At 68.3% G+C, this 25,348-nt stretch carries 25 protein-coding genes; 9 read left to right on the top strand and 16 right to left on the bottom strand.

The features are described 5' to 3' along the window. Window positions 1-43: 43 nt before the first annotated feature. Together BMW54_RS04720 and BMW54_RS04725 are read right to left on the bottom strand one after the other, a co-directional pair. Complete coding sequence (locus BMW54_RS04720) at window positions 44-703, bottom strand: HAD-IA family hydrolase (RefSeq protein WP_090053379.1); 660 nt, start codon at window positions 701-703, stop codon at window positions 44-46. Window positions 704-730: 27 nt separating this feature from the next. Further along, complete coding sequence (locus BMW54_RS04725; protein WP_090053381.1) at window positions 731-1,420, bottom strand: TetR/AcrR family transcriptional regulator; 690 nt, start codon at window positions 1,418-1,420, stop codon at window positions 731-733. Window positions 1,421-1,530: 110 nt separating this feature from the next. Between BMW54_RS04725 and BMW54_RS04730 the strand changes: the two genes are divergently transcribed. Continuing rightward, window positions 1,531-3,078, top strand: coding sequence for an MDR family MFS transporter (locus BMW54_RS04730; RefSeq protein ID WP_217642604.1), 1,548 nt, complete (start codon window positions 1,531-1,533; stop codon window positions 3,076-3,078). Here the strand turns inward: BMW54_RS04730 and BMW54_RS04735 are convergent. Continuing rightward, complete coding sequence (locus BMW54_RS04735) at window positions 3,075-4,139, bottom strand: redoxin domain-containing protein (RefSeq protein WP_090053383.1); 1,065 nt, start codon at window positions 4,137-4,139, stop codon at window positions 3,075-3,077. The genes BMW54_RS04730 and BMW54_RS04735 overlap by 4 nt on opposite strands. A gap of 80 nt (window positions 4,140-4,219) precedes the next feature. After that, window positions 4,220-4,558 carry a hypothetical protein gene (locus BMW54_RS04740; RefSeq protein ID WP_090053385.1) on the bottom strand — a complete coding sequence of 113 codons (339 nt, stop codon included), beginning with the start codon at window positions 4,556-4,558 and terminating at the stop codon, window positions 4,220-4,222. Window positions 4,559-4,735: 177 nt separating this feature from the next. Between BMW54_RS04740 and BMW54_RS04745 the strand changes: the two genes are divergently transcribed. Together BMW54_RS04745 and BMW54_RS04750 are read left to right on the top strand one after the other, a co-directional pair. Further along, window positions 4,736-5,845, top strand: a complete 1,110-nt coding sequence (locus tag BMW54_RS04745) for a sensor histidine kinase (protein WP_090053387.1) — start codon at window positions 4,736-4,738, stop codon at window positions 5,843-5,845. After that, window positions 5,842-6,627, top strand: a complete 786-nt coding sequence (locus BMW54_RS04750; RefSeq protein ID WP_090053389.1) for a LytR/AlgR family response regulator transcription factor — start codon at window positions 5,842-5,844, stop codon at window positions 6,625-6,627. Before BMW54_RS04745 ends, BMW54_RS04750 begins: the two co-directional genes overlap by 4 nt. Here the strand turns inward: BMW54_RS04750 and BMW54_RS04755 are convergent. Together BMW54_RS04755 and BMW54_RS04760 are read right to left on the bottom strand one after the other, a co-directional pair. Continuing rightward, complete coding sequence (locus tag BMW54_RS04755) at window positions 6,624-7,466, bottom strand: class I SAM-dependent methyltransferase (RefSeq protein WP_090053391.1); 843 nt, start codon at window positions 7,464-7,466, stop codon at window positions 6,624-6,626. The genes BMW54_RS04750 and BMW54_RS04755 overlap by 4 nt on opposite strands. 113 nt (window positions 7,467-7,579) lie before the next feature. Continuing rightward, complete coding sequence (locus BMW54_RS04760) at window positions 7,580-8,635, bottom strand: alpha/beta fold hydrolase (protein WP_090053393.1); 1,056 nt, start codon at window positions 8,633-8,635, stop codon at window positions 7,580-7,582. 205 nt (window positions 8,636-8,840) lie between these two features. Here BMW54_RS04760 and BMW54_RS04765 point away from each other — a divergent pair, with 205 nt between their 5' ends. Both BMW54_RS04765 and BMW54_RS04770 read left to right on the top strand, forming a co-directional pair. Then, the gene (locus BMW54_RS04765) at window positions 8,841-9,674 is read left to right on the top strand and encodes an SAM-dependent methyltransferase (protein WP_175472765.1); all 834 of its coding nucleotides are present in this window, start codon (window positions 8,841-8,843) and stop codon (window positions 9,672-9,674) included. A gap of 99 nt (window positions 9,675-9,773) precedes the next feature. Beyond that, window positions 9,774-11,537 (top strand): GGDEF domain-containing protein, encoded by a 1,764-nt coding sequence (locus tag BMW54_RS04770; RefSeq protein WP_254779060.1) that lies wholly within the window; start codon window positions 9,774-9,776, stop codon window positions 11,535-11,537. Between the two features lie 34 nt (window positions 11,538-11,571). Here the strand turns inward: BMW54_RS04770 and BMW54_RS04775 are convergent, their stop codons facing one another. From BMW54_RS04775 to BMW54_RS04795, 5 genes are all read right to left on the bottom strand, one after another. Further along, window positions 11,572-12,291, bottom strand: coding sequence for a 4'-phosphopantetheinyl transferase family protein (locus BMW54_RS04775; RefSeq protein ID WP_090053394.1), 720 nt, complete (start codon window positions 12,289-12,291; stop codon window positions 11,572-11,574). Between the two features lie 59 nt (window positions 12,292-12,350). Further along, window positions 12,351-14,543, bottom strand: a complete 2,193-nt coding sequence (locus BMW54_RS04780; RefSeq protein WP_090053396.1) for a TonB-dependent receptor — start codon at window positions 14,541-14,543, stop codon at window positions 12,351-12,353. Between the two features lie 972 nt (window positions 14,544-15,515). Beyond that, a complete protein-coding gene (locus tag BMW54_RS04785; RefSeq protein ID WP_090053397.1) occupies window positions 15,516-15,788 on the bottom strand; it encodes a DUF3325 domain-containing protein in 273 nt (90 codons plus the stop codon). Further along, window positions 15,785-17,338 carry a PepSY-associated TM helix domain-containing protein gene (locus BMW54_RS04790; RefSeq protein WP_090053399.1) on the bottom strand — a complete coding sequence of 518 codons (1,554 nt, stop codon included), beginning with the start codon at window positions 17,336-17,338 and terminating at the stop codon, window positions 15,785-15,787. Before BMW54_RS04790 ends, BMW54_RS04785 begins: the two co-directional genes overlap by 4 nt. After that, window positions 17,335-17,628: a hypothetical protein gene (locus BMW54_RS04795; RefSeq protein ID WP_090053401.1), complete on the bottom strand. Its 294-nt coding sequence runs from the start codon at window positions 17,626-17,628 to the stop codon at window positions 17,335-17,337. Before BMW54_RS04795 ends, BMW54_RS04790 begins: the two co-directional genes overlap by 4 nt. A 230-nt stretch (window positions 17,629-17,858) precedes the next feature. Here BMW54_RS04795 and BMW54_RS04800 point away from each other — a divergent pair, with 230 nt between their 5' ends. Continuing rightward, the gene (locus BMW54_RS04800; RefSeq protein WP_090055706.1) at window positions 17,859-18,398 is read left to right on the top strand and encodes a YaeQ family protein; all 540 of its coding nucleotides are present in this window, start codon (window positions 17,859-17,861) and stop codon (window positions 18,396-18,398) included. A 183-nt stretch (window positions 18,399-18,581) separates the two neighbouring features. After that, window positions 18,582-19,907 carry an epoxide hydrolase family protein gene (locus tag BMW54_RS04805; RefSeq protein WP_090053403.1) on the top strand — a complete coding sequence of 442 codons (1,326 nt, stop codon included), beginning with the start codon at window positions 18,582-18,584 and terminating at the stop codon, window positions 19,905-19,907. Between the two features lie 32 nt (window positions 19,908-19,939). Here the strand turns inward: BMW54_RS04805 and BMW54_RS04810 are convergent, their stop codons facing one another. From BMW54_RS04810 to BMW54_RS04820, 4 genes are all read right to left on the bottom strand, one after another. After that, window positions 19,940-20,506 (bottom strand): DUF924 family protein, encoded by a 567-nt coding sequence (locus tag BMW54_RS04810; RefSeq protein WP_090053405.1) that lies wholly within the window; start codon window positions 20,504-20,506, stop codon window positions 19,940-19,942. A 282-nt stretch (window positions 20,507-20,788) separates the two neighbouring features. Continuing rightward, window positions 20,789-20,959, bottom strand: coding sequence for a hypothetical protein (locus BMW54_RS18740; RefSeq protein ID WP_175472766.1), 171 nt, complete (start codon window positions 20,957-20,959; stop codon window positions 20,789-20,791). A 138-nt stretch (window positions 20,960-21,097) separates the two neighbouring features. Then, on the bottom strand, window positions 21,098-21,418 hold the full coding sequence (locus tag BMW54_RS04815) for a hypothetical protein (RefSeq protein WP_090053407.1): 321 nt from the start codon (window positions 21,416-21,418) through the stop codon (window positions 21,098-21,100). Further along, on the bottom strand, window positions 21,415-22,119 hold the full coding sequence (locus BMW54_RS04820; RefSeq protein ID WP_090055709.1) for an MOSC domain-containing protein: 705 nt from the start codon (window positions 22,117-22,119) through the stop codon (window positions 21,415-21,417). Before BMW54_RS04820 ends, BMW54_RS04815 begins: the two co-directional genes overlap by 4 nt. A 257-nt stretch (window positions 22,120-22,376) precedes the next feature. On the opposite strand from BMW54_RS04820, the gene BMW54_RS18985 reads away from it, so the two are divergent. Together BMW54_RS18985 and BMW54_RS18990 are read left to right on the top strand one after the other, a co-directional pair. Beyond that, window positions 22,377-23,336, top strand: a complete 960-nt coding sequence (locus BMW54_RS18985; RefSeq protein ID WP_254779062.1) for a gluzincin family metallopeptidase — start codon at window positions 22,377-22,379, stop codon at window positions 23,334-23,336. 12 nt (window positions 23,337-23,348) lie between these two features. After that, entirely contained in the window at window positions 23,349-24,089 is a 741-nt protein-coding gene (locus BMW54_RS18990) for a M1 family metallopeptidase (protein WP_256374584.1), read from the top strand. Window positions 24,090-24,199: 110 nt separating this feature from the next. Here the strand turns inward: BMW54_RS18990 and BMW54_RS04830 are convergent, their stop codons facing one another. Further along, window positions 24,200-25,318, bottom strand: coding sequence for an FAD-dependent monooxygenase (locus BMW54_RS04830; RefSeq protein WP_090053409.1), 1,119 nt, complete (start codon window positions 25,316-25,318; stop codon window positions 24,200-24,202). Between the last annotated feature and the right edge of the window lie 30 nt (window positions 25,319-25,348).

The following is a 25,348-nucleotide window of genomic DNA, read 5'->3' on the forward strand; positions in this document are numbered from 1 at the left end:
CCTGCCGTCGGGTGGGAGCGCGCTCGCGCGCGAACGGCGAGCCTCAACCTTTTCGCGTGACGCCGGTCAGGTCGGCGAACCGATCGATCACCGCGACCGCGCCGGCGCGATGGATGTCGAGACCCTTGTGATAGCCGTAGCTCACGAACACGAGGTCGATGCCGGCATCGCGCGCGGCAAGCATGTCGCTTTCCGAGTCGCCGACCATCAGGGTATCGGCAATCGCCACGCCCGCCTCATCGGCGAGATGACGCAGCGGCACGCCGCTGGGCTTCCGTTCGGGCAACGTGTTGCCGCCCACGATGCCGTCGATGTACGGCAGCATGCCGCGCGCTTCGAGCAACGGCCGGACGAATTCCTCGTTCTTGTTCGTGCAGACCGCGAGCTTCACGCCTTGCGCGTGCAGCGTCGCGAGCGTGTCGACCACGCCGTCGTACGCCACGGCGTCGAGCGCCGTCTCGCCGTAGTGCACGAGGAAGCCCGGCATCACCGCGTCGATGTCCACGTCGCTGCCGGCGTGGCGAAACGCATAGGTGATGAGCTTGCGCGAGCCTTCGCCGATCCATTGCTCGATCTGCGTGTCGTCGTAGGTCGGCAGTTTCCAGTCGCGAAGGGTGCGGTTCACCGATTCGGCGATGTCCCTGACGCTGTCGACGAGCGTGCCGTCGAGATCGAAGATGACGAGGGAATACGGGAAGGCCAAGGCGGACGCTCCGGCAAAACAGGCATTCTAAGCCTTCGACGCCGCCACGGGCACACGCGGGGCGGGCGGCGCCAGGCCGTGCTCCAGCAACGCCACCGCGTGCCGCGCGATGGCCTGCGCGTCGATATGCCTGCGCAGTGGATCGTCGGCCCATTTGCGCAGGCCGGCCATCGGCAGGAACGTGAGGGCGGAGATCGTGGTCATCAGCAGGGCGGGATCGAGGTCCGGATTGATCCGGCTTTCGTCCTGCCAGCGCCGGATGGCCGACAGCAGGGCGGACAGGCGCTGTGGATCGGTACGCGCGCGCAGGTGCTGCTTGAAGAGGTCGTCCTCCCGGAGCAGTTCGCTGATGAGCACGGGGCCCATCCAGGGCTCCTCGACCGCGACCTGCACGAACCGTTCGGCCAGTCGCGTGAAGGCCGCGACCGGGTCGTCGGCATGCTCCGAGAAGATCGCGTCGACCCGCGCGCGCATGGGCGCGATGCGCTCGTCGACGATCGTGGCGAAAAGCTGCTCCCGGGTCCGGAAGTAATAGTGCACCGCCGCGGGTGTCATGCCGGCCGCGCGGGCGATCGCGGCGAGGGTGGTCTCCGCGTAGCCGTTGCGCGCATAGAGTTCCAGCGCGATGCCGATCAGGCGTTCGCGCTGATCCGGCCCATCGGGCTGGCTGGGCGGGCGGCCCGGGGGGCGTCCTCGTCGGGCTCTGGTCGTCGTCATGCGGGGTTCCTTCGGTCAACGCGGTCGGCGGCGGCATTGTGCGGCGATTGACGCCGAAGCCAACGGCCCATATATTAACTCAGCCATTAATTAATTACAGGCCCGTAGGCGTGACCACCGATCTCGCGCGCAAACCCGCCGCCCCGCGGCCCCGTGTCGACACCGCGACGCCCGACGAGCGGCCGCAGCCACCGTCGCTGCGGCTGCTGTTCACCGCGCTGATGATGGTGATGCTTCTGGCGGCCCTCGACCAGACGATCGTCTCGACGGCGCTGCCGACGATCGTGGGCGACCTCGGCGGCTTCGACCGCCTCTCGTGGGTGGTCACGTCCTACCTGCTCAGCTCCACCGTGGTCGTGCCGCTGTATGGCAAGTTCGGCGACCTGTTCGGTCGCAAGATCGTGCTGCAGGTCGCCATCGTCATCTTCCTCGCCGGATCCGTGTTGTGCGGACTCGCGCAGGACATGACGCAGCTGATCGTTACGCGCGCCCTGCAGGGTCTCGGCGGCGGGGGCCTGCTCGTCATCACCATGGCGGCGGTCGGCGACGTCATCCCGCCGGCGGAGCGCGGAAAATACCAGGGCCTTTTCGGCGGCGTGTACGGGCTGGCGACCGTGATCGGTCCGCTGCTGGGCGGCTTCATGGTCGACCACCTCTCGTGGCGCTGGATCTTCTACGTGAACCTGCCGCTCGGCGCGTTGTGCATCGCGGTCATCGCCGCGGTGTTCCATCCGCACGCCCGCCATGTGAAACACACCATCGACTACTGGGGCGCGGGCTGGCTCACGCTCGCGCTGAGCTGCCTGATCCTGTTCACCACGGAGGGCGGCTCGACGCTGCCATGGGATTCGGCCGAGCTCTGGTGCTATCTCGCCGTCGCGCTCATCGGCATGGTGGGATTCGTCTACGAGGAAAGCGTGGCGGCGGAACCGATCATCCCGTTGCATCTCTTCCGTCACCGCACGTTCCTTCTCAGCTGTCTGGTCGGCCTCTTCGTCGGTGCCGCGCTGTTCGGCGCCACGACGTTCCTGCCGTTGTACCTGCAGGTGGTCAAGGGCGTCTCGCCCACGGGTGCCGGCCTGCAGCTGCTGCCGCTGATGGGTGGCGTGCTGACCAGCTCCATCGTCTCGGGGCGCCTGATCAGCCGCATCGGCCGCTATCGCGTGTTCCCGATCGCCGGCTGCGCCATCGCCACGGCGGCGCTGCTCCTGCTGGGGACCGTCGGCGACGGGGATCCGATCGCGTTGATCTACCTGTATGCGGGTTTTCTGGGGCTCGGTCTCGGCATGGTGCTGCAGGTGCTGATCCTTGCCACGCAGAACAGCGTCGAAGCGCGGCACATGGGCGTCGCCACCTCGGGCGTGACGCTGTTCCGCTCGATCGGCGGTTCCATCGGCGTCTCCGCCTTCGGTGCGATCTTCACCAACGGCTTGCGGTCGCGCATGCAGGATCTTTTCCGCGATGGCGCGACCTCGCCGCGCGCCTTTTCGCCCGAAGCCGTGCGCGCCATGCCGGCCGCGGTACACGAACGCTACCTGCATGCGTTCGGCGCGTCCCTGCACACGGTCTATCACGTCGCCGCCGTCGTCATGGCGATCGGCTTCGCGATCGCGTGGGGCCTTCGCGACATACCGCTACGCCAGGCGGCCCGCGCCTAGCCGAACGTGAAGGCGTAGGCCTGCACGCCCGGGCCGTCGAAGACGATCTCGACGATGCGGTCGCCGATCTCGCCCTGCTGGCGTACCAGCTGGTACATGCGCGGCGTCGTGACGGTGCCCCGGCCGTCGGCGTCGACATCGACGCCGTGGTTGGCGCCCGGTGGCTTGCCGTCGATGAGGACGCGGAAGCGCACCGGCGTTCCAGGCGTCGAGGGCCCCATCACGAGGTGGACGTCGCGCGCGTGGAAGGCGAAGACGATGCGCGAGGACGCCGCCTCCGCACGCGCCGATTCCTTGCCGACGGTCCAGTCGCCCGCGAACGCCCAGTGATCGTCGTCGAGCTTTCCGGGCGCCGCATAGGCGCGGCGGCGGTCGCGCGCGACGTCCTCCGTGGATTCGAAACGCTCCGCGCGCGCGTACCCGACGTACGTTTCCGGCGTCCGCAGATCCTGCCAGTCGGCCTGAACCTCCACGCCCGCCGTGGGTACGCTCGTCAGTGGCGGAGGAAGGCCGGTCTGTCCGGCCTCCGCCAGCAGCTGGCGGATGATCGCCTCGGTCTGTGCGTACTCGCCCTCGCCGAACACGTGGTGGCGGATGCGTCCCTCGGCGTCGACGACGTAGAGCGCCGGCCAGTACTCGTTGTCGAAGGCGCTCCATACGCGATGGTCGCTGTCGACCGCGACCGCATAGCCTGGCGCGATGTCCCTGACCGCCTGGCGCACGTTGTCGATGTTCCTCTCGAACGCGAACTCCGGTGAATGCAGGCCGAGGACGACGAGGCCGTGCTCGCCGTAATGCTTCGCCCACGCGCGGAGGAACGGCACCTGGCGCAGCGAGTTGATGCAGGAATACGTCCAGAAATCGACCAGCACGACCTTGCCGCGGAGCGAGGCCGGTGTCAGCGCGGCGCTGCCGATCCACGCCGTGGCGCCATCGAGCGACGGAAGACGGCCCTCGACGGGTAGGGCGCCGCGGACGGCGGGCGCGGGTGCGTTCTGGGCGCTGAGGTTCGACGCGCCGAAAGCCAGCACGAGGGAAGCGATGAGCAGGGTCCGGATCATGGCGGCGGTGGGTCGTGAGGCTGATGGGAGTCCTCCATCTAACTACGTCGCGCCGCGAAACGCTTGCACGACCCACGCTCTTACAAGGCATCCAGGCGCAGCCGATGGAACCGGCAGGTGTCGACGCGTTCGACGGTCGAGGAGCGGCCGTCGCGGAACGTGACACGAAAGCGGCGGAGGCAACCGCCCTCCGGCAGACGCAGCGTGGCCGTCGCCAGGCCGCCTTGCAGTGGTTCGCCCAACGGAACGTCGACCCACGCCCCCGATCCGGCATCCGCCACCTCGAGCGAGGCGATGCTGGCGAACGACGCGTTGACCACGGTGAACAGCTTCGACGGCAGAGCCGTCCGGTCGGCCGCGTGGCTGACGAGGGGCAGGGTGGCGGCGAGGGCGATGAGGACGAGACGGGTGGCGTGCATGGATGTCGCTCCTTGGGATGGCGACACCATCGAAGCGCCGCGCCCAGCGCGCGGGAAGCGATCCGGGACGAATCGTCGGGCGAGCGGGACGAGTCGTAGCGCGCCGAGGTTTTGCTTGACGGCAGAACGCAGCCGTCCAAGCATGCGACCCATGGCTCACGCGAAAAGGCGCGGTGAATGAAGGTTCGGCTCGGCACGGCGGAGATCGGTCTCGGACGGTACCTTGGTCTGTGGACCGCGGTCGCGTTGGTGTTCGCGATCCAGCGCCACCTCCACGCCCAGCTCGGCGGCCCGGAGTTCGATGCCATCGATTACCTGCGCTGGTCGCTGATCGAGTGGTACACCTGGGCCGGGCTGGCACCGCTCGTGTTCCGTCTCGCCGAGAAATACCCGATCCGCGGCGAGGTGCGTCTGCGCGGGCTCGGCATGCAGCTGCCGGTAAGCGTGGGCGTCACCCTGCTCGCGATGGCGATCGGAGCTCTGGTATCCACCGTGTTCGAACCGAGCGGCTTCGGCGAGCAGCTGCGGCAGTTCATCGGTCAGCACTTCGCGACCGGTCTGCTGACCTACTGGGCGCTGTTCGCCATCCGTCAGGCGATGGCGCTGCATGCGGAGAAGGTCCAGCGCGAGATCGAGGCAGGGCGTCTCGCCACCGAGCTCGCCCAGTCACGCCTCCGCGCGCTGAAATCGCAGCTGCAACCACACTTCCTGTTCAACACCCTGCACGCGATCGCCACGTTGCTCAAAGAGGACGCCCTGACCGCCGAGGACATGCTGCTGCGGCTGAGCGAGCTCCTGCGCGCCTTCCTCGAGGACTACGACGGCCAGGAAATCTCGCTGCGCAAGGAGCTCGTTCTGCTGGACCTCTATCTCGGCATCCAGCGTGTGCGCTTCAAGGATCGCCTGACGACGCGCATCTATCTCGATCCCGACACGATCGAGTGCGCCGTGCCCAGCCTGATCCTCCAGCCGATCGTCGAGAACGCCATCCGCCACGGCATCGGCGAGCGAGTCGGTGCCGACCACATCGAGATCGAAAGCCGCCGTGAGGGCGACAGCGTGCTCATCGAGGTGCGCAACCGGAACAGCGTCCTTGGCGACCGGAAGGCGCCATCCGGCCACGGCATCGGCTTGAGCAACACCGCACTGCGACTGCGGGAGCTCTACGGCGACGCGGCCGAGGTCAGGCTCGACATGGTCTGGCCGGAAGGTGTCGTATGCCGGTTACGACTCCCGTTCCGCGAGGCCGCCGAGGTCGACGACGATCCGGAGTTCGTCGGCGCATGAAGATCGCCACCCTGGTCGTCGACGACGAACCGATCGCGCGCAAGGCCGTGATTCGCCTGCTGGAGCAGGACCCCGACATCGCGATCCTCGGCGAATGCGGCGACGGCCTGTCCGCCGTGACGGCGATCCGCGACCAGTCGCCGGATCTCGTCTTCCTCGACATCCAGATGCCGGCGATCACCGGCATCGACGTCGTCGGTACCATCGGCGCCTCGCGCATGCCGGCCACCGTATTCGTGACCGCGTTCGAGCAGTACGCCGTGCGGGCGTTCGAGGCGAACGCGGTGGACTACCTCGTGAAGCCGTTCGGCCGCGAGCGCTTCGCGGAAACCCTGCGTCGCGCGAAGGCGCGCCTCGGCACGTGCGTCGCGACGGATGCGGGCGGGGCCGCCATCGCCCAGGTGCTGGAAGCGTTGCGTCGTCGGGACGATTACCTCGAGCGCGTGCCCGTGCGGGTGGACGAGCAGGTGACGTTCGTGGATGTGGGCGACATCGTCTGGATCAAGGCGAACCGCAACGTCGTCGAGCTGCATCTCGCCGACCGCGTGCACGAGCTGCGCGAAACCATGGCCTCGCTCGCCGGGCGGCTGGATCCGAAGCAATTCGCGCGCGTGCACCGCTCCGCGATCATCAACGTGCGCCGCGTCCGCTCGATCCATCCCTGGTTCAACGGTCACCACGTGGTGACGATGGATACCGGGCAGAAGCTTCGCATGAGCCGCTACCAGCAGGAGGCCTTCCTGCGGCTGGTGTCGACGAAGGGTGTGAAGGAAGGCGACTAGCGACGGGTCGCGAACACCCCGTCGAGCGCGAGCTCCGCGCGGAAACCCGCCTTCTCCAGTCGGCGCGCGACCTCGCTGGGCACGTCGCGTCCGCTGGTGAGCTTGTTCGGGCTGCCGGTGTAATGGAACAGGCGACCGCCCTTGCGCAGCACCCGCGCCAGTTCGCCGTAGAACGCCTGCGAGTAAAGCTCGCCCGCGATGCCGAAGCGGGGCGGATCGTGCAGCAGCGCATCGAACGACGCGTCGGCGAGGCCAGCGATCGCCTCCGCGACGTCGGCGTGCTCGAGACGCAGCCGGCCACCGGCTTCCGCTGAATCTGGATCGGGCGACCAAGGGTTCAGCGTGCGCAGCCAGAGCACGTCCGCGTTCTTCTCGAACGACTGGATGTGGGCGACGCCGGCGTCGAGGCAACACGCGGCGAAGTAGCCGAGGCCTCCGCAGGTGTCGAGCACGCGCTTGCCGCGCGGTTCCACCAGCGCCACCTTCCGGCGCGCGTCGTCCAGGGGGGATTCCTTCGACGTCGGCAGCATCTTGATGCCGTCGATCTCGAACGTCGGCACGCCCCACGTCGTGGGGACGAGCTTGATCAGCGAGCCGGAGAAGCACGACACGACGTCGAAGCCGTCGCCGTCCCAGGCGTAGATCGAGCGGTCCTTCAGCTTGCCGGGCCACGGGTAATCGACGTTCCGCCAGCGCCATGTGTCCGGTCCGAGCGATGCTTCGCCGGTCGACCTGCCCAGATCGAGGGAGCCGGTCCACGTGACGCCGCCGGCGTCGCGCGCGGCCGCCATGGCTTCGGCGACATCGCGGGTGAGCAGGGGGCCGGCATAGTGCGTCACAACAGGATCCTCGCGCCGCCATGAAGCGGCGCAAAGGAACCAATGGTACCAACTACGCGGCCTGACGCGTGAACACGTCGCGCTGGTTCCGCACCCGGACCGAAGGGCGAAGATCAGAACGCGTCGACGTCGATCACCGCCTTGGCGAACGCCTCGGGCGCTTCCTGGGGGAGGTTGTGGCCGATGCCGCCGGTGATCGTGCGGTGCTCGTACCTGCCCGAGAAACGTTTCGCGTACTGCGACGGATCCGGATGAGGCGCGCCGTTCGCGTCGCCTTCCAGGGTGATCGTCGGCACCGTGATCGTGGGCGATGTCGCCAGCTTCGCCTCCAGGGCATCGAACTTCGCCTCGCCCTGTGCGAGGCCGAGACGCCAGCGATAGTTGTGGATGCTGATCGCCACGTGGTCCGGATTGTCGAAGGCGGCCGCCGAGCGATCGAACGTCGCGTCGTCGAAGTGCCACTGCGGCGACGCGAGTTCCCAGATCAGCCGGGCGAAGTCGTGGGTGTACTTCGCATAGCCGGCCTCGCCGCGCGCGGTGGCGAAGTAGTACTGATACCACCATTGCAGTTCCGCCTTCGGCGGCAGCGGGGCGACATTGCCCGCCTGGCTGCCGATGAGGTAGCCGCTGACCGACACGAGCGCCTTGACGCGTTCGGGCCAGAGCGCCGCCACGATGTCCGCCGTGCGCGCGCCCCAGTCGTAGCCGGCGACGATCGCCTTGTCGATCTTCAGGGCATCCATCAACGCCAGCGCGTCGGCGCCGAGCGCCGCCTGCTGGGCGTTGCGGGGCGTGTCGGGCGAAAGGAACCTCGTGGCGCCGTAGCCGCGCAGATACGGAATGACGACGCGGTAGCCCCGGGCGGCGAGGATCGGCGCGACGTCGACGTAGCTGTAGATGTCATAAGGCCATCCATGGAAGAGGATCACCACCGGGCCCTTCGCGGGACCGTCCTCGGCGTAGGCGATCTCGAGCACATCGGTCTTCACGGTCTTCATCCGCGCGAACGACGTATGCCCACCGGTCGCCGGTGCCGGTGCCCCTTTTCGGCCCGCCGGCGCAGGCGCCGCCTGCGCCAGGTCGCCGAGGCCGAAACCGAACGAAGCGAGCGCGAGCGCCATCGCGCTGTTGCCCATGAATTGCCGCCGCCGCTTGTCGTAGGTATCCATCGTCTCTCTCCGGGGTCGTTGACGTGCGCGCCGGATGGCGCCTCGGTGACCACTCTAGGCCCCGGTTTTGTCGGGAAATTGCACGTGCTTCCGCCCTATTGAAACGTTCTGTAACCCCCACCGGCGCCGATACGTTCGGTTACAAATCGGCCCCGACAGGGTGGTCCATCACGTCCCGGGACCAGGGATGCCCTAAGATCGGCCCATGAACGAGGGGGCATCGGACATCGCGAATCCGCCGGGGCGCGGCCGCCTGGCATGCGTGGGCATGGGCATGACGCTCGGCTCGCACCTGACGCCGCTCGCGCGCAGCCACATCGCGCAGGCCGATGTCGTGTTCGCAGGGCTGTCGGACGCGATCGTCGAGGCCTGGCTGCGGGAGATGCATCCCGACGTGCGCAGTCTCCAGCCGTACTATCGCGAGGGGAAGTCGCGGATGCGCACCTATCGCGAGTGGGTGGACGTGATGATGACCGAGGTCAGGGCGGGCAGGCGGGTCTGCGGCGTCTTCTACGGGCATCCCGGCATCTTCGCGTGGTCGCCGCACAAGGCCGTCGAAACGGCGCGCGCCGAAGGCTTCGAGGCGCACATGGAGCCCGGCATCTCGGCCGAGGATTGCCTCTACGCGGACTGCGGCATCGATCCGGGACGCTTCGGCTGCCAGCACATCGAGGCCAGCCAGCTCGTCCTCTACGAACGGCGCATCGACACCGGCGGCTATCTCGTGCTCTGGCAGGTCGGCGTGGTCGGCGACCGCTCGCTTGGTCGCTTCGCGACCGGCATGGCCTATCGGCAGGTCCTTGTCGACGTGCTGCTGGAAGACTATCCGCCCGAACACGAAGTCATCGTCTACCGCGCGGCCACGCTCCCGGTCGACCGGCCGCGCATCCGGCGTGCGCCGCTCGCCGACCTGGCCGCGCTGCCGCTCACCGCCGAGGAGACGGTCATCCTCCCGCCCTATCAGCCGCTGCGCAGGAACCTGCGCGTGGCCGCCAGGCTCGCCGCGATCGACGCGGCCGATCCCGCCGCCTCTTCGTAAAGCCACGGATGCGTCGGCCGTTAACGAATGCAGGGGCATGGTCGCGTGCCATGACCGGGAGGGCAGGGGACTTCATGTGGAAAAGGACGGATTGAACCGGTGAGGCGCTGGCTCGCCATCGCGCTGCTCGCCCTGTGTGGCATGCCGTCGCCGGCCGGCTTCGCCGCGGCGGTCGATAGCGTGTCGGCCATGTTCGCGCACGTCGAACCGCTCCGTTTCTCCGACCATCCCCGCTTCGTCGAAGGTCTCGCCCGTCTGCGCGCCATGCAAGCGTCGATGACACCCGCCGAGCGCTGGCATCTTCGCTATCTGGAAGCGTGGGAAGACACCTTCACGGGGAATTACGCGCACGCACAGGACGAGCTTCGGACAGTGGCGGCCGATTCCGGCGACCCCGTGCTCGCGACGAAATCGAACGCGCTGTTGCTGAGCAACCTGGCCGCGAACCGACAGTACGGCGACGCCTTCGCCCTGGCCAACCGGCTCGTGCCGACGCTGCCGACGGTAAAAGATCCGGATGCCCGCTGGGCGTTGCTGTTCAACCTGTCGCAGATGTTCGTCCTGGCGGAACAGACGGACCTCGCGCTGCGCTACGGGGGCATGCTGGAGCCGGGAACGTCGCCGCAGCGCCATTGCGCGGTTCTCGGCCTGCGCATCGCGGCGCTCAGCAAGCGCAGCCTCGCGCTGCCGTCGTCGAACCCCGCCATCGGCGAGGCGATCGACGCCTGCGTCGCGGCCGATGTCGTCGTCACGGCGAACATGGTCCACCTCGTGCGGGTGGACCGTCTGCTCGACGAAGGTCGTCCCGAGGACGCGATCGCGGAGCTCGACGGGATCGACGAAAGCGTGCGGACGATCGGTTACAACCCCCACCTCGTCGCCACGGCGGAACAGCGCGCTCGCGCCCTCGAGGCCCTGGGACGATCGGGCGACGCACGTCGCGCGGCTCTGGCCGGTCTGGCCCACACGCGGCCCGGCGACGTCAGCGAATGGCTGAAGGAGCTCTACGGCGTCCTCTACCGCGTGGAGAAGGCGCGGGGCAACAACGCTGCCGCGCTGCGCTATTTCGAAGCGTACGCGGCGCAGGACAAGGGATACCTCAACGACATCACGGCGCGCAACCTGGCGTTCGAGCTGAGCACGCAGCACGCGGTGTTGCAGAAGCTCGAGACCGAACGCCTCGTCAAGGCGAACAACATCCTCCTCTTGCAGAAGGAACTGGAGACTAGCGCGGTAGCGAAGAGCCGGCTCTTCATCCTGCTCCTGCTGTGCGTGGTCGGCTCGGTGGTGCTGTGGCTCTTCCGCCTGAAGCGGTCGCAGATGCGCTTCCGGAAGCTCTCGCAGCACGACGGCCTCACGGGCGTCTACAACCGCCAGCATTTCATGAGCGAAGCGGCACGGCTCCTGCCGGCGCTGCAGCGGCGACGGGCACCCGCGTGCCTCGTCTTCATCGACCTGGATCACTTCAAGCAGATCAACGACACGCACGGACACGCGATCGGCGACGCGGTGCTGCGGCGGGCCGCGGCGCTCTGCCGCGGGCAACTCGGTCCGCACGACCTGTTCGGCCGGCTGGGGGGCGAGGAATTCGCCGTGCTGTTCGTGGACCGCGGCCGGGATGACGGCGTCGCCGCCGCGGAGGCGATGCGCGCCTGCATGGAGGCATCACCCGTGATCGAGGACGGACACATCGTCACGTATGCCTGCAGCGCGGGACTCGCCGCCACCGACAGCTCAGGCTACGACCTCCAGGATCTGTGCCGCGACGCGGATAAGGCGCTCTACCGCGCCAAACGCGCCGGTCGCAACCGCGTGAGCGCCGAGGTCCGCGACGACCGTCCGCTCACGATGAGGAGCGGCTGAGTGGCGCGGCTGCCAGGTCGCGACGCTGAAGCGCCTACCAGGCGAAGCTCGTGAGCCAGGTGCGCTCATCCAGCGGCGTCCACGACAGCGTGACGCGTCGCCCCACGTCGAAGCGCGCCGAAAGCGGCGCGGCGACTTCCGCCTCGATGACCCGCGCCTCCGGCGACAGCGCGAGGATACGTAGGGCCGCGAAATCGAAGAAGCGCCCCACCGACGCGGCGGTCGCTTTGTAGAAACTCTCCTTGGCCGAGAAGGCGAGGGTGAGGACGACCGGCCAGCCCAGGCTCGCGGCCGCGCGAGCCAGGGAATCGCGCTCCCCGCGGTCGATGACCAGCTCGCGCACGGAATCCAGAACGGCAGGCGCGATCTGCCGCTCGATGTCGATGCCGATGCCGGAGAGATCGCCGCCGGCGCGGGCCGCGACCGCCACCGCGAGATCCTCGGTATGCGACAGGCTGCCGAGAAAGCCTTGCGGCCACGCCGGAGCCCGGTCCGGCGCGATCGCAATATCGGTGGCGTCGCTGCCGGCGGCCTTCAATGCAGCGAGCGCGACGCGGCGGCCGGCAATGTATTCGGCCTGACGCTTCGGCACGCTTCTTTCGATGGAGGGCGGAAGGGCGATGCCATACCCGTCGAAGTCGGCCAGCTCGAAAGCGGCGACGTCGAAGGCGAGCGCGAACGCATCCGGTAGCGCGGGGCGCCCTCCACCGAGAGGGATCCGCCGCCATGCACCACCGTTGTCGGTTTCAGCCATCGACGCACCCCTGCGAGATGAACCGGAGAATAGCGCCTTCCATCGTCCCTGACGCTCGCTTACAGATCGAACGATGCCGACACGTAGAACGTGCGCGGTTGGCCCTGCGTCAGGTACCCGCCATTGGCCGAGGCCCAGTAACCCTTGTTGGTGACGTTCTGGACGGTGAGTCGGAAGGTGACCGGTACGCCTTCCAGGTGCGCGGTGGTGCGGGCGCCGATGTCGTACGTCGTCCAGGCCGGCACCTCGAGATCGTTGGCGTTGTCGAGGTACTGCTTGCCGGTACGGACCGCGCGGGCGCTCAGCGTGATGTCCGGGGTGTGCGGCACGTCCCACTCCACGCCGGCATTGGCCTGGAAGCGCGGCACGCCGATGGCGTCCTTTCCGTCCGTGAGGCCCGCCTGCGTCTTCACCTGTTCCGGACGCACGTAGTTCACGCCACCCAGCACGCGGACGCTCTCCACGGGCTGGCCGAAGAAGCTCCACTCGACGCCGCGATTGCGCTGCTCGCCGTCGACGACGTACGTGTTGGTGGTGGGGTCGACGTAGGCGCTGGGCTGCTTGATCTGGAAGAGCGCGAGGCTGCTGCCGACGCTGCCGGCATCCCACTTCACGCCGACCTCGTTCTGCTTCGACTTATACGGCGCGAACACCTGGCCGGCGTTGGTCACGGGCAGGCTGTTGAACGTCAGCGGCGCTTCGCCGCCCTGGGTCAGGGCCTCGATGTGGTTGGCGTACACCGACCACTGCTCGGCGAAGCGATAATTCACACCGATCACCGGCGTGGTCGCGTACTGCTCGTACTCCGAATTCTTGGCTCCCGGGCTGCCGTAGTCGTAACCCAGTACATGGAGCTTCTGGCGACGGGCGCCGAGGGTTACTTCGAGCATGTCGCCCATGAAGCCGAGCGTGTCGGACATCGCCAGGCTGCGCAGTTGCGTGCGTCCGGTCACGCCGGGATCGGCGATGGGCCCGATGTCGTAGATGAAGCCTGGCGCCGGCACGTACGTCGGGGCATAGATGTTCGTCTCGATGGCACCGAACGCCGAACCTGCGTACGCGGCCTTCTTGCGGAAGGTGAGCGCCGAGAAGCCGACGTTCACGCGGTGCGTGACCTCGCCCGTCTCGAATCGCGCGTTGAAACCGGCTTCGCCGGTGGCCGTGTCCGCGATGTACGGCACCGTGAACCGGTACTCGGTCGCCGCGCCGGCGACGTTCGCGAGCGTCGGGCTCACGTAGTCGCCGAACTCGTTGCCGTGGTGCGCGCCGGCGGCCACGTATCCCGTGAGCCAGGGCGCGAAGTCGTATTCGGCGCGTACCACGCCGAACGTGTCCTCGAGCGACGAGTTTGACCACGGCTGCGCGTAGTTGGTCTTCGCCGACGGAGCGCGCGGCACACGGGTGATCGCTCCGGGATACACGACGGCGCGACCACCGGTGATCACCTGTTTCTGATAGCCGACGTCGGTGGTGATGCGCAGGTTCTCGCCGCGGTAGTCGAACGCGACGGAGGCGGCGGTGACACGTCGCTGTTCACCATCCACGGCCGTGCCGCCGTCGCGATGCACGGCGTTCACGCGGATGCCGTATTCCTTGTTGGCTCCGAAACGGCGGCCGACGTCGACGCTGCCGCCGACCTGGCTGTCGCTGCCCCAGTCGAGGCCGATGCGGGTGATCGGGGTGTCCTCGGCACGCTTCGGTGCGATGTTGATGTTGCCGCCGATGCCCGAACCCGACGGCGTGATGCCGTTGAGGAACGCGCTGGCACCTTTGAAGACCTCGACGCGGCTGACGAGCTCCGGGGCGAGCAGCTGGCGGGGCAGCAGGCCGTACAAACCGTCGAACGCGATGTCGTCGCTGTAGATCTGGAAGCCGCGGATCGTGAAGACCTGCGAGAAGTTGCCGTAGCCGTTGCCGACGCGCACCGCCGGATCGTTGCTGACCACGTCCCCGAGCGAGCGCGCCTGCTGGTTTCGGATCAGCGTGTCCGTGTAGCTGGTGATCGCGAAGGGGACGTTCATCGCGTCCTGATTGCCCAGCACGCCGAACCGACCGCCACGCGCCACCTGATCGCCCGCATACGCGGCGGTGGGCGGCGCCACGTTCGCCTCCACCTGCACGCCCGAGAGGGTCGTCATGTTGTCGCGCTTCTGCGGGTCGGCGACGTCAGGCGCCTCGGCGGCATGAGCGACGCAGGCGGCCGAAAGGGCCATGAGGACGGAAAGGGCGAGGGCGCTACGGCGAAACGTCATGGAAGATCCCAAGGGCAGTGAGGGCCCTGAATGCGAATGTAAATGAGAACCGGTCGCAAGTATGACGTAGTTTTAACGTCACGGCCACCGATCGCCGCGACGCACCGTGGGAGCGCACCTGGGCGCGACGGCCTTTCGCGCCAGTCCCGAATCTGGCGCGCCAGCGTGTGAACCGGGGCGACAAGCTGTCGCGGCCGGGTCCGCTCCCACCTGGCTGGCCAGGCGATGCCGCTGTGGGAGCGCACCTGGGCGCGACGGCTTTTCGCGCCCGTCCCGAATCTGGCGCGCCAGCCTGTGAACCGGGGCGAGAAGCTGTCGCGGCCGGGTCCGCTCCCACACGATGGCCGGGATGCCGCCGTGGGAGCGCACCTGGGCGCGACGGCTTTTCGCGCCCGTCCCGAATCTGGCGCGCCAGCCTGTGAACCGGGGCGAGAAGCTGTCGCGGCCGGGTCCGCTCCCACACGATGGCCGGGATGCCGCCGTGGGAGCGCACCTGGGCGCGACGGCTTTTCGCGCCAGTCCCGAATCTGGCGCGCCAGGCTGTGAACCGAGGCGACAAGCTGTCGCGGCCGGGTCCGCTCCCGCCTGGCTGGCCAGGCGATGCCGCCGTGGGAGCGCACCTGGGCGCGACAGCCTTTCGCGCCAGTCCCTAATCTGGCGCGAAAGGCTGTGAACCGGGGCGAGAAGCTGTCGCGGCCGGGTCCGCTCCCGCCTGGCTGGCAAGGCGATGCCGCTCTGGGAGCGCACCTGGGCGCGACGGCCTTTCGCGCCAGTCCCGACTCTGGCGCGCCAGCGAGAAGCTGTCGCGGCCGGGTCCGCTCCCACCTGGCTGGCGAGGCGATGCCGCTGTGGGAGCGCACCTGGGCGCGACAGCCTTTCGCGCCAGTCCCGAATCTGGCGCGCCAGCCTGTGAACCGGGGCGAGAAGCTGTCGCGGCCGGGTCCGCGCCAACAGGTGTGGCGACGGTGCGGGCTACCGCCGGCGGGAGAGGGCGGTGGTGCACAGCGCGACGGTGAGCGCCGCGAGGGTCAGGATGCCCACCCAGTAGATCGCGCCGAGCGCGGCGCCTTCGCCAACGATCGCGAGGACGAAGGAGCTGGCTAGCGCGAGCCATCCGGTGGCCTTCGCGAGCCAGGTGGAACGACGCGATAGCGATTTCCCCACGACATCGCGCTGGTGCCGCGCCATCCCGAGGCAGAGCGCGGCGAAACCCGCGATGGCGACAAGCACGCACGCGGCGATCACGCGGTCGCATCCCGTGCGATGCGCGTCTTGCGCGGAAGGGCGATCGGACGTCGGTCCGCCTTCCACGCGGCGAAAGCGAACAGTGCCGCCGCGACGACCATGCAGGCGTCGAACCCCGCGAACACGAGGTCGCCGTCACGAAGGCTGGGAACCAGGCCGCGTTGGGTGGTCACCGCGTTGACGACGGGTACGGCGAGGTACGCCACCGCGACGAGCCCGAGCGACTCCACCCATGCGCGTCGTGGCGGACGCAGGAAGACGTAGAGGAGGAGCGCGCCCCAGCCGAGGAATAGCGCATCGCATTCCGCCGCGGCGCGCGCGACCATGCCCGACGGAAGGAGCCGGTTGGCGAGGAAGTAGACGGCGATGCCGAATGGCAGGCCCGAGATCGTCGCGATGTTCAGGCGCTCGACGAGGCGGAACCCGAAGTGCGGGCGTAACGGGTCGGGCAGGCGCTGGCGGCGCTTCGCGGTCCACAGCACGAGGCCCGTGGCGACCATCGCGCAGCCGCTCAGTCCCGCGAGGAAATACAGCCAGCGAAGCGCGGCAGGCGCGAAGCGGCCCGCATGCAGTCCGACCATCACGCTCTCGGTCTGCGCGGCGGCCCCCCTGGACGGAGGCGGGACGTGCATTTTCCCGGTCGCGCCATCGAAGGAGAGCGTCTCGCCACGCGTGCCGATCGCGGCGCCAGTATCGCGCGTGATCTTCACGACCGAGTGGGCATCGCCCGGAAGCGCGATCGAGATGTACCCAGGCTCGGCGCCATGCCAGCGCTCGCGGGCCTGGCGGATCATGTCGGCGATGGGAGCGACCGGCGCGGGCCGACCCGAGCGCGCCGGTGACGTGTCCGCGCCGAACCGGTCGCGGGCGTAATCGACGGGTCGCTCGTACGCCGCCGCGACGCCCCACGGCATGTACTGGGACATGAGCGTCACGAGCCCCGTGTACGTGATCATGAAATGGAACGGCAACGCGAGCACCGCGCTGAGGTTGTGCGCGTCGAGCCATGAGCGCTGTCCCTTGCCGAAGCGAAGCGTGAAGAAGTCGGCGAAGATCTTCTTGTGCGTGATGACGCCGCTGACGATCGCCACCAGCATGAACATCGCCGCGAGGCCGACGGCCCAGCGGCCCCAGAGCACCGGCACGTAGTGCAGGTCGAAATGCAGGCGATACAGCAGCCACCCTCCCGTGGTGTCGCGCGCATCGACCTTGCGGCCCTGGCCGTCGACCATGAACGCATGGTCGCGCCACTGACGGAAGGTTTCGCCTTTCTCCTTCCAGTAGGCCATGGCGGCGACGGAGCGATCTCCCGGCAGCTGGATCGTCCACGTTTCCGCGCCCTGCGCATGCGCCTGCAGGTAGGCCATGGCGCCTTCCGCCGAGGCGACCGGATGCCGCTCGCCCCGGATCTCCGGCTGCATCCAGCGAGTGATCTCGTCCTGGAAATACGCCGTGGTGCCCGTGACGAAGACGGCGAAGAGAAGCCAGCCCAACAGCAGGCCCACCCACGTGTGCAGCCAGGCCATCGACTGGCGGAGGCTTTCCTTCATACGGCACCGCCGTGCATCGACAGGTATAACGCGACGGCGGGCGGAACGCAGAAGGCGGCGAGCCAGAGCCATGCCCGCGTCGCGGTCGAGACGGCGAAGGCCATGATCGCCACGCCCGCGTAGATGGCGAAGGAGGCGAGCGTACCGGTCATGACCGCCTCGACGCGCGGCATCGGCAGCCAGCGCGCCATCGTGGCGGCGGCGAGCGCGGCGGCGACGTACCCGCCCAGCGAGGCGACGACGGTGCGCGATGCGACGTTTGCCGCGGAGGCGATCCGCGATGGGTGCATGGTCGTCACGACGGACGGCGAAGGCGATGGAAGCGATGCATGGAATCAGCCCCGGAAGTCGACGGCGAGCGCGGCGTCCGCGCGCGAAAGGGCCGACGTGGCTTGCGAGGGGCTGGCTGGTCGAGCGGCGAAAGTCTACACGAGTTGGCGCTACGACGTGACCCGATCCGTTGGGCATGCCCCGCGTGGTGTACGCTTCGCGCCCGGCATCCGACGCGGATCATCCACGCATGGCTCTCAAATCCACGGTGTTCAAGGTCGAACTGCAGGTCAGCGACATGGACCGCCATTACTACCAGACCCATGCCCTCACCATCGCGCGGCATCCTTCCGAGACCGACGAGCGGATGATGGCCCGCGTGCTCGCGTTCGCGCTGAACGCGGACGATGCGCTGGCGTTCGGCAAAGGCCTCAGCGCCGACGACGAGCCCGATCTGTGGAAGAAGGATCTCACCGGCGAGGTCGATCTCTGGATCGAACTTGGCCAGCCCGACGAGGCGGACATCCGCCGGGCGGCGGGTCGCGCGCGGCGCGTGATCGTCTACACGTACAGCGGCCGCGGCGCCGAGGTCTGGTGGAAGAAGCTCGGCCCGGCCGTGGCGCGGACGCGGAACGTGTCGGTGATCGACATCGACACCGCCACGGTGCAGGCGTTGGCCGCCCTCACGGAGCGCACCATGCAGATGCAGTTCATCGTCCAGGATGGACACGCCCAGGCCATCGTCGGTGAATCGATGATTCCGGTGGAACTGAGCGTTCTGGCCGATTAGACGGCCATTCGCGGTGCGACGCCGCGACGAAAGGCGCGCGTTCCTGCAAGACGCTGCGTGTCGCCCGTTCCGATACTCGGCGTTGGCGCCGCCCGGCCATGGAAGAGCGGGCACCTCGAACCAGGACTCCCGAGTGATCGAGCGACCCTCGCCACCGTGGCAGGGTCACGGAGGGGTTTTGCCATGTCTTCTGCGATGTCGATCTCGTTACGGCGCCCATGGATCACGGCGGTTCTCGCCGCTGCCGTCGCCTTCGTCCCTGGGCCCGCGGCGCATGCCGCCACATCCACCGGTAGCCTGGCGGCCGACGCACCCGGAAATTCCGGCGACACGTCGATCCGTCCGTTCCCGAAATACCACGCCAGCGACGAGCAGCTGGCCGACCTGAAGCGGCGGATCGCCGCCACGCGCTGGCCGTCGAAGGAACTGGTCGACGACGCGACGCAGGGCGTGCAGCTGGCGACGATGAAGAAGCTCGCCGATTACTGGCAGCACGACTACGACTGGCGGAAGGTGGAGGCGCGCCTGAACGCGTTGCCGCAGTTCGTGACCACGATCGACGGCGTCGACATCCACTTCATCCACCTGAAGTCGAAGAACAAGAACGCGCTCCCGATCATCATCACGCATGGATGGCCCGGCTCGGTCATCGAGCAGATGAAGATCGCCGAGCCGCTGGCCAATCCGACCGCCCACGGCGGCAAGGCGTCCGACGCGTTCGACGTCGTCATCCCGTCGCTGCCCGGCTACGGATTCTCCGGCAAGCCCGAAGCGGTGGGCTGGGATCCGCAGCACATCGCCCGTGCCTGGACCACGCTGATGACGCGGCTGGGCTACAAGAAGTTCGTCGCGGCCGGTGGCGACTGGGGCGACGCGGTGACCGAGCAGATGGCGGTGCAGGCGCCTCCGGGCCTGCTGGCGATCAACAGCAACATGTCGGCGACGATTCCCGACGACATCGCGAAGCTGCTCGCCGCGGGGGCGCCCGCGCCCGCGGGGCTCGGTCCGGAAGAGCAGCTCGCCTATGCGCAGCTGGACGACTTCTACAAGCACGGCCTGGGCTACGCGCAGGAGATGACGAACCGGCCGCAGACGTTGTACGCGCTCGAGGATTCGCCGATCGGTCTGGCGGCGTGGATGCTCGACCACGACATCCGCAGCTACAAGATGATCGTGCGCGTGTTCGACGGGCAGACGGAGGGCCTGTCCCGCGACGACATCCTCGACAACGTCACGCTCTACTGGCTCACCGAAACCGCCGTATCGTCGGCGCGGTTGTATTGGGAAAACAAGCTCAACTTCTTCGAGCCGAAGCACATCACCATCCCGGTCGCGGTCAGCGTGTTCCCCGACGAGATCTACGCGGCACCCGAGAGCTGGGCGAAGAAAGCCTTCCCCAACCTGATCCACTACAACCGCCTGCCGAAAGGCGGTCATTTCGCCGCGTGGGAGCAGCCGGCGTTCTATGTGACGGAAATCCGCGACTCCTTCCGCGGAGTACGCAAGTAGCGATCAGCGCGGGATGGGCGACCGACCGCCGCTCATCCCGCGAAACCGCCTTCGTCGAGAAACGCCTGCTCCTCGGGAGTCGTGGCTCGCCCGAGCTGGCGATTGCGGTGCGGAAAGCGGCCGAAGCGGACGATCACGTCGCGGTGCGTCCGCGCGTAGGTCAGGTACGAGCCGCCAAGTGCTTCGAACAATCGCATCGAGGTGTCCTGGTCGGCCAGGTCTTCCGAGTGCTCGAACGGCAGGTAGCAGAACGCGCGCATGTCGTGGTCGAGTTCGCGGTCGAGGCCGTTGTCGAGCATGTGCCTGGCGACGAAGCGGGCGAGGGGATCGGTCGCATACATGTGCGCGGTGCCGCGGAACGCGTTGCGCGGAAACTGGTCGAGAAGCAGCAGCAGGGCGAGGCAGCCGTCGGCGGTGTCGAGCCACGCGTCGAGTTCCCGGCGTGCGGCCGCCAGGTGCGCGCCCATGAAGTGCTCGCGAAATGAGCGGTCGAACGCCGGATCGCTGGTGAACCAACTGTCGTAGCCGGCATCGCGCCAGAAGCGCACGACGCGTTCGGCGGTTTCAGGGACGCGGCGTGTCGCGGCGATGTCGTTCATCCGGGCGGCTCCAGCAAATCCCGGATGATAGCCCGCGCGCTCGTCGACAGTCAGGCGCGCCATCGCAAGCGATGTCGAGGCCACGAATCCTGCCGCGGAGCGACCGAGGTGGGAAGGACGATGCGCTCCGCGGCAGGGCGACCGTGGCCGGGTCGCGATTGCACGATGGGCCATCGACGGCGGACGGAGCGCGCACGAATGCGGCACTCCGCTTCAACTTCATGAATGGCCGCGCGAGCGGCAGCTTCCCCACAGCGCGGTGGAATCCGGTAGGCGGTATGCCTAGCGGCTCTGACCGGCCGTCGACGACGTGGCGGGCGCGGCGGCCGTGCCCGAACCGGCGGCGTTGGTACCCGGCACCGCGCTGTCGGCGTCGTTGTGGCGCGTGCAGGCGGTCGTGGCGGCGAGAAGGAGAACGGCGAGCGTGGCGATCCTGACGGCTTGCATCTTCATGCGGGTATCCTCGTGCGGGCGTTGGTCGTGCCTAGCATCGGTCGGTCGCCGTGCATCGTCCGTGCGGCATCGGCTGTCCCCCGAACACATTGCTGAGCGCCGCACCGCAGCGCATCGGCGGCACGCGCCGCCGCCCGGTCAGGTGCCGTCCGGATGCGCGTCGAGCCACGACGTGGCGAACACGTCGAGCGTCGTCTTCGGCGGCACGACGAGACCGTTGGCCTCGATGAAGCGCCGGGCGGCGAGGATGAACGCCTGCCTGGCGCGAGCCGATGCCTGCCTCGCCGCGGCTTGCTGTTGACGAAGACGCACGATCTGCGCCGACGGCTGGCCGGGCTTCGCGAACTTCTGGTAGCGGCGCAGTTCGTCGGCGACGACGGCGGTGTCGCGAGCCGCCTGCTCGACGGCTTCCCGGGCGAGACGCAGCGAGGCGAGGAGGGTGGTCGCCGGGTCCGTCATGCCTGCGACGCGTCCTTGCCCGTGAGCCGCTTCGACCAGTCTTCGACACTCTTCGACTCCAGGCGTCGGCGCGCGTGGCGCCGCCAGCTTTCGGCCAGCGTGGGCAGTTCGGCCATCGCGGACAGCGCGTCGTAGTCGAGGCGGTCGATGTAGAAGACCCTCCAGACACGCTCGATGGTCCACGCGGGCGTGACCCGGTCGATCCGCTCGAGGCGGTCGCCCGGAGACACATCGCCTTCCTCCAGCACCCGGTAGTACCAGCCGGTGCGCCCCGACTGCTGGAGCCGCAGTGCCATGTCCCGCGTGTCGAAGCGCAGATTGAGCTTCCAGCAGGGCTGGCGTCCCTGGCTCACCTGCAGCACGGCGGAGCCGAGACGGAAGACGTCGCCCACGGCGACACCCGTCTCGACCAAGCCCTGCGTCGACAGGTTCTCGCCGAACGCGCCCGGTTCGTCGAGCACCGGCCTTGCCGGTAACTCGGCACGCCAGGCGGCGTAGTGATCGAACGGGTAGTGGTGAATCGCCTTTTCCGGGCCACCGTGCACTTTCAGGTCGGCCTGCGCATCGGTGGCAAGGCCTGTGGTGGTGACCCGCACCACGTCGTGCACGGGACGCTTGTGCATGGCGCTGACCGCGCCGGCATCGCCCAGCGCGGCCACCGGCCCGGTCATCACGTACCCGATGGGGTAGGCGTCATTCATGCTGCTTTCCATACCACGCTATTCGTCGACGTCCATTGTGCCTTTCCGACGGTGCCCGGGCGAGGAGCGAAGCGCGTCCCGGATCGCGGTCTGGGAGCGGTTGCGCCAATCGCCCGCTGTTGCCCGCGTTCGCCGCGGCGATGACGGAATCGCGGACCACCGCGCCGGCAAAAAGCTACCCCCCCAAACGACCCATGACGTGAAGCGGAGGGGTGGGTAGGGTTCCGGTCTTCCACCTCGATGATGGCCGCCGTTCCATGCAAAAGACCCTGATGCTCGGTGTCAGCCTCGCGCTGACCACCGTGGCCTGCTCGCCGACGCAGCCGCCGGCCCCGCCGCCGCTCACCGACTACACCCGCAACTCGGGAGCGGCGCGCGCACCGGAACAGCTGGCGGTGACCTTCGAGCACGCCGACCTGGGCATCCGTGTCGATCCGGTCCGTCACTGGATCGAGGGCGATGCCAAACTGACGTTCCTCGCCACGGCGCCGCTGCGACGTGTCATGCTGGATCTCGACCGGAACCTGCCCATCGATACCGTCGAGGTCGATGGAAAGGCGTTGCCGCGCCGTGCGTTCCGCAATCCGGAGGGCCGGCTGCAGATCGACCTGCCGTCGCCACTGGCCGCGGGAGCTCGCACGACCGTGCGCGTCGTTTACCACGGAAGCCCGCACACCGCTGTCCGTGCGCCGTGGGACGGCGGCTTTGTCTGGTCGAAGACGCCCGACGGCAAGCCGTGGGTCGCCACGGCCGTCGAGGGCGAAGGCTGCGATCTGTTCTGGCCGTGCATCGACCATCCGATGGGACGCCCGAAGCTGGTCGACGAGCACATCACCGTGCCGGCACCGCTCGTCGCGGTGGGGAACGGCGTGGCGAGGGGCATGGACGAAGTCGACGGGTGGCGCACGTACCACTGGCAGAGCCACGACGTGAGCACCTATGGCGTCGCGCTGAACATCGGTCCTTACCGGGAACTCTCCGGCTCGTACGCGAGCCGGTTCGGCAACACGATTCCGACGCATTACTGGTATGTCGACGACGAGGCGCAGGCCAAAGCGCTCTTCGCGGAATTCCCGCCGATGCTCGATTTCCTCGAACGTGCGGTCGGACCTTATCCCTTCGCCAGCGAGAAGATGGGTGTCGCGGAAACGCCGTTCAAAGGCATGGAGCACCAGACCATCAACGCGTACGGCAACCAGTACGCGAAGAACCCATAAGGCTACGACGACCTGCTCCAGCACGAACTGGCTCACGAGTGGTTCGGCAACCAGATGACGAACGCGAACTGGGACGACATGTGGTTGCACGAGGCGTTCGCGACCTACATGCAGCCGCTGTACGCGGAATCCATCGGCGGTCGGCAGGCGTACTTCGCCAGCCTCATGCAGCTGCGCAGCCGCGTCGCCAACAAGCACCCCATCGTCTCCGGCCAGCCGCGCCGGGAAGAGGACGTGTACGACGACGAGCGCGGCCCGGGGCAGGACATCTACGACAAGGGAGCACTGATGCTCCACACGCTGCGTACCGTGATCGGCGACGACGCGTTCTACCGCTCGCTGCGCCTGCTGGTGTACGGAACGGAGCATCCGGAACCGGGCAACTTCTCGCCGCGCTACGGCACCACGGACGAGTTCGTCGGCATCGTCGACCGGACGAGCGGCAGGGACATGCGCTGGTTCTTCGACGTCTACCTGCGCCAGGCCGCGCTGCCCGATCTGAAGGTCGCGCGCACCGGCCAGAGTTTGCACCTGACGTGGTCGGTTCCGGGCAACGGGCCGTTCCCGATGCCGGTCGATGTGCGCGTGGGCGACCGCGTGGTGGCGCTGCCGATGACCGACGGCAGCGGCGACGTCACCTTGCCCGAAGGCGCCGGTTACACGATCGATCCGGATTCGAAACTGCTGCGTCGCGATGCCGGTATCGAAGCGTTCCGCGCGTACATCGAGAAACGGAAGCCAAAGAAAACCTGACCGATCTTGTGGGAGCGGACCCGGCCGCGACGGCTTTTCGCCCCGGTGCGACAGGTCCTGCGGCTCATCGCGAGAAGCTGTCGCGGCCGGGTCCGCTCCCACACCGCAGGCTAAAGCGTCTTCAACGGCTCGTACGTGCCGCGGTAGCTCTTGGGCGTGATGAAGGGCATCAGGATCGTGCGCAGCGCGTGGGGAAGGCGGGCGGCCTTCGACAGCTTGTCGGTCATGGCCTGCACATGAGCCACGCGCGGATGGCGGGCCTGTTCGAAGCGCGGTCCGATCGCGCCGGGATCGTCGCACTCCGCGACGATCCCGGCGAGAACGAGCGCATCCTCCATCCCGAGAGCGGCACCTTCCGCCCACACGGGCGCGGTGGCGTGGGCGGCATCGCCGATCAGGATCACGCGCCCCTGGCTCCAGCGAGCCGCACGTACCTCTTCGATGGGCGAGTGATAGATGTTCTCGGGATTCGCGAGCGCCCAGCCGAGAGCCTTCCGCACGCGCGCCGGGAAGCCGCTGAACGCCGCGGCGAGTCGATCGAGCTGGGGTTCGCCGTTGCCGGCGGTGCCGAGGGAGACCCAGCCGTAGACGGTGTGGTCGTCGACGGGAAGCAGCAGGATCAGACCGTGCTTTCCGGTCCACACCGTCCAGCCGTCGACGCCGGGGTTCGGCGCCATGAAGCGCCAGCTCTCCGAGGCGAGTCGCGCGGCGGTCGCCGAAGCCGCGCCGGTGACGGCCTGGCGCACGGTGGAGCGCACGCCGTCCGCGCCCACGAGCAGGGGGGCCGAGACCTCCGAACCGTCCGCCAGCGCGACGTGCACCGTCGACGCGTCCTGGCGGACGCCGGCGATCGCGCCTACATGGAGGTCCGACGGTTCGATGCCGCTGGCGAGTATCGCCATGAGGTCGGCGCGGCGAACCGCGCGCGGCCGCATGGCCTCGCCCCAGAACGCATCCTCGTCGATGGCGGCGAGCAGGCGGTCGTCGGACGTGCGGTATTCGCGTTTCCTCACCGGGTGGCCAAGACGTTCGATGTCGCCAGCGAGCCCAAGGCGATCGAGCGCGGCGATGGCGTTTCCGGGAAGGTTGATCGCGAGGCCGCCATCGGTGGCGCGCGCACTGCGTTCGACGACGCGCGACGCGATACCCCGGCGCTTCAGCGCGCGCCAGGTCGCCAGGCCGGCGATGCCGCCGCCCGCGATGAGAATGGGCTGGGAGGGCTGTGCCATAGGGGTAGGGCTGGGGAGGGGACCCGCGAT

This window comes from Luteibacter sp. 329MFSha (assembly GCF_900111665.1).
Lineage (GTDB): Bacteria > Pseudomonadota > Gammaproteobacteria > Xanthomonadales > Rhodanobacteraceae > Luteibacter.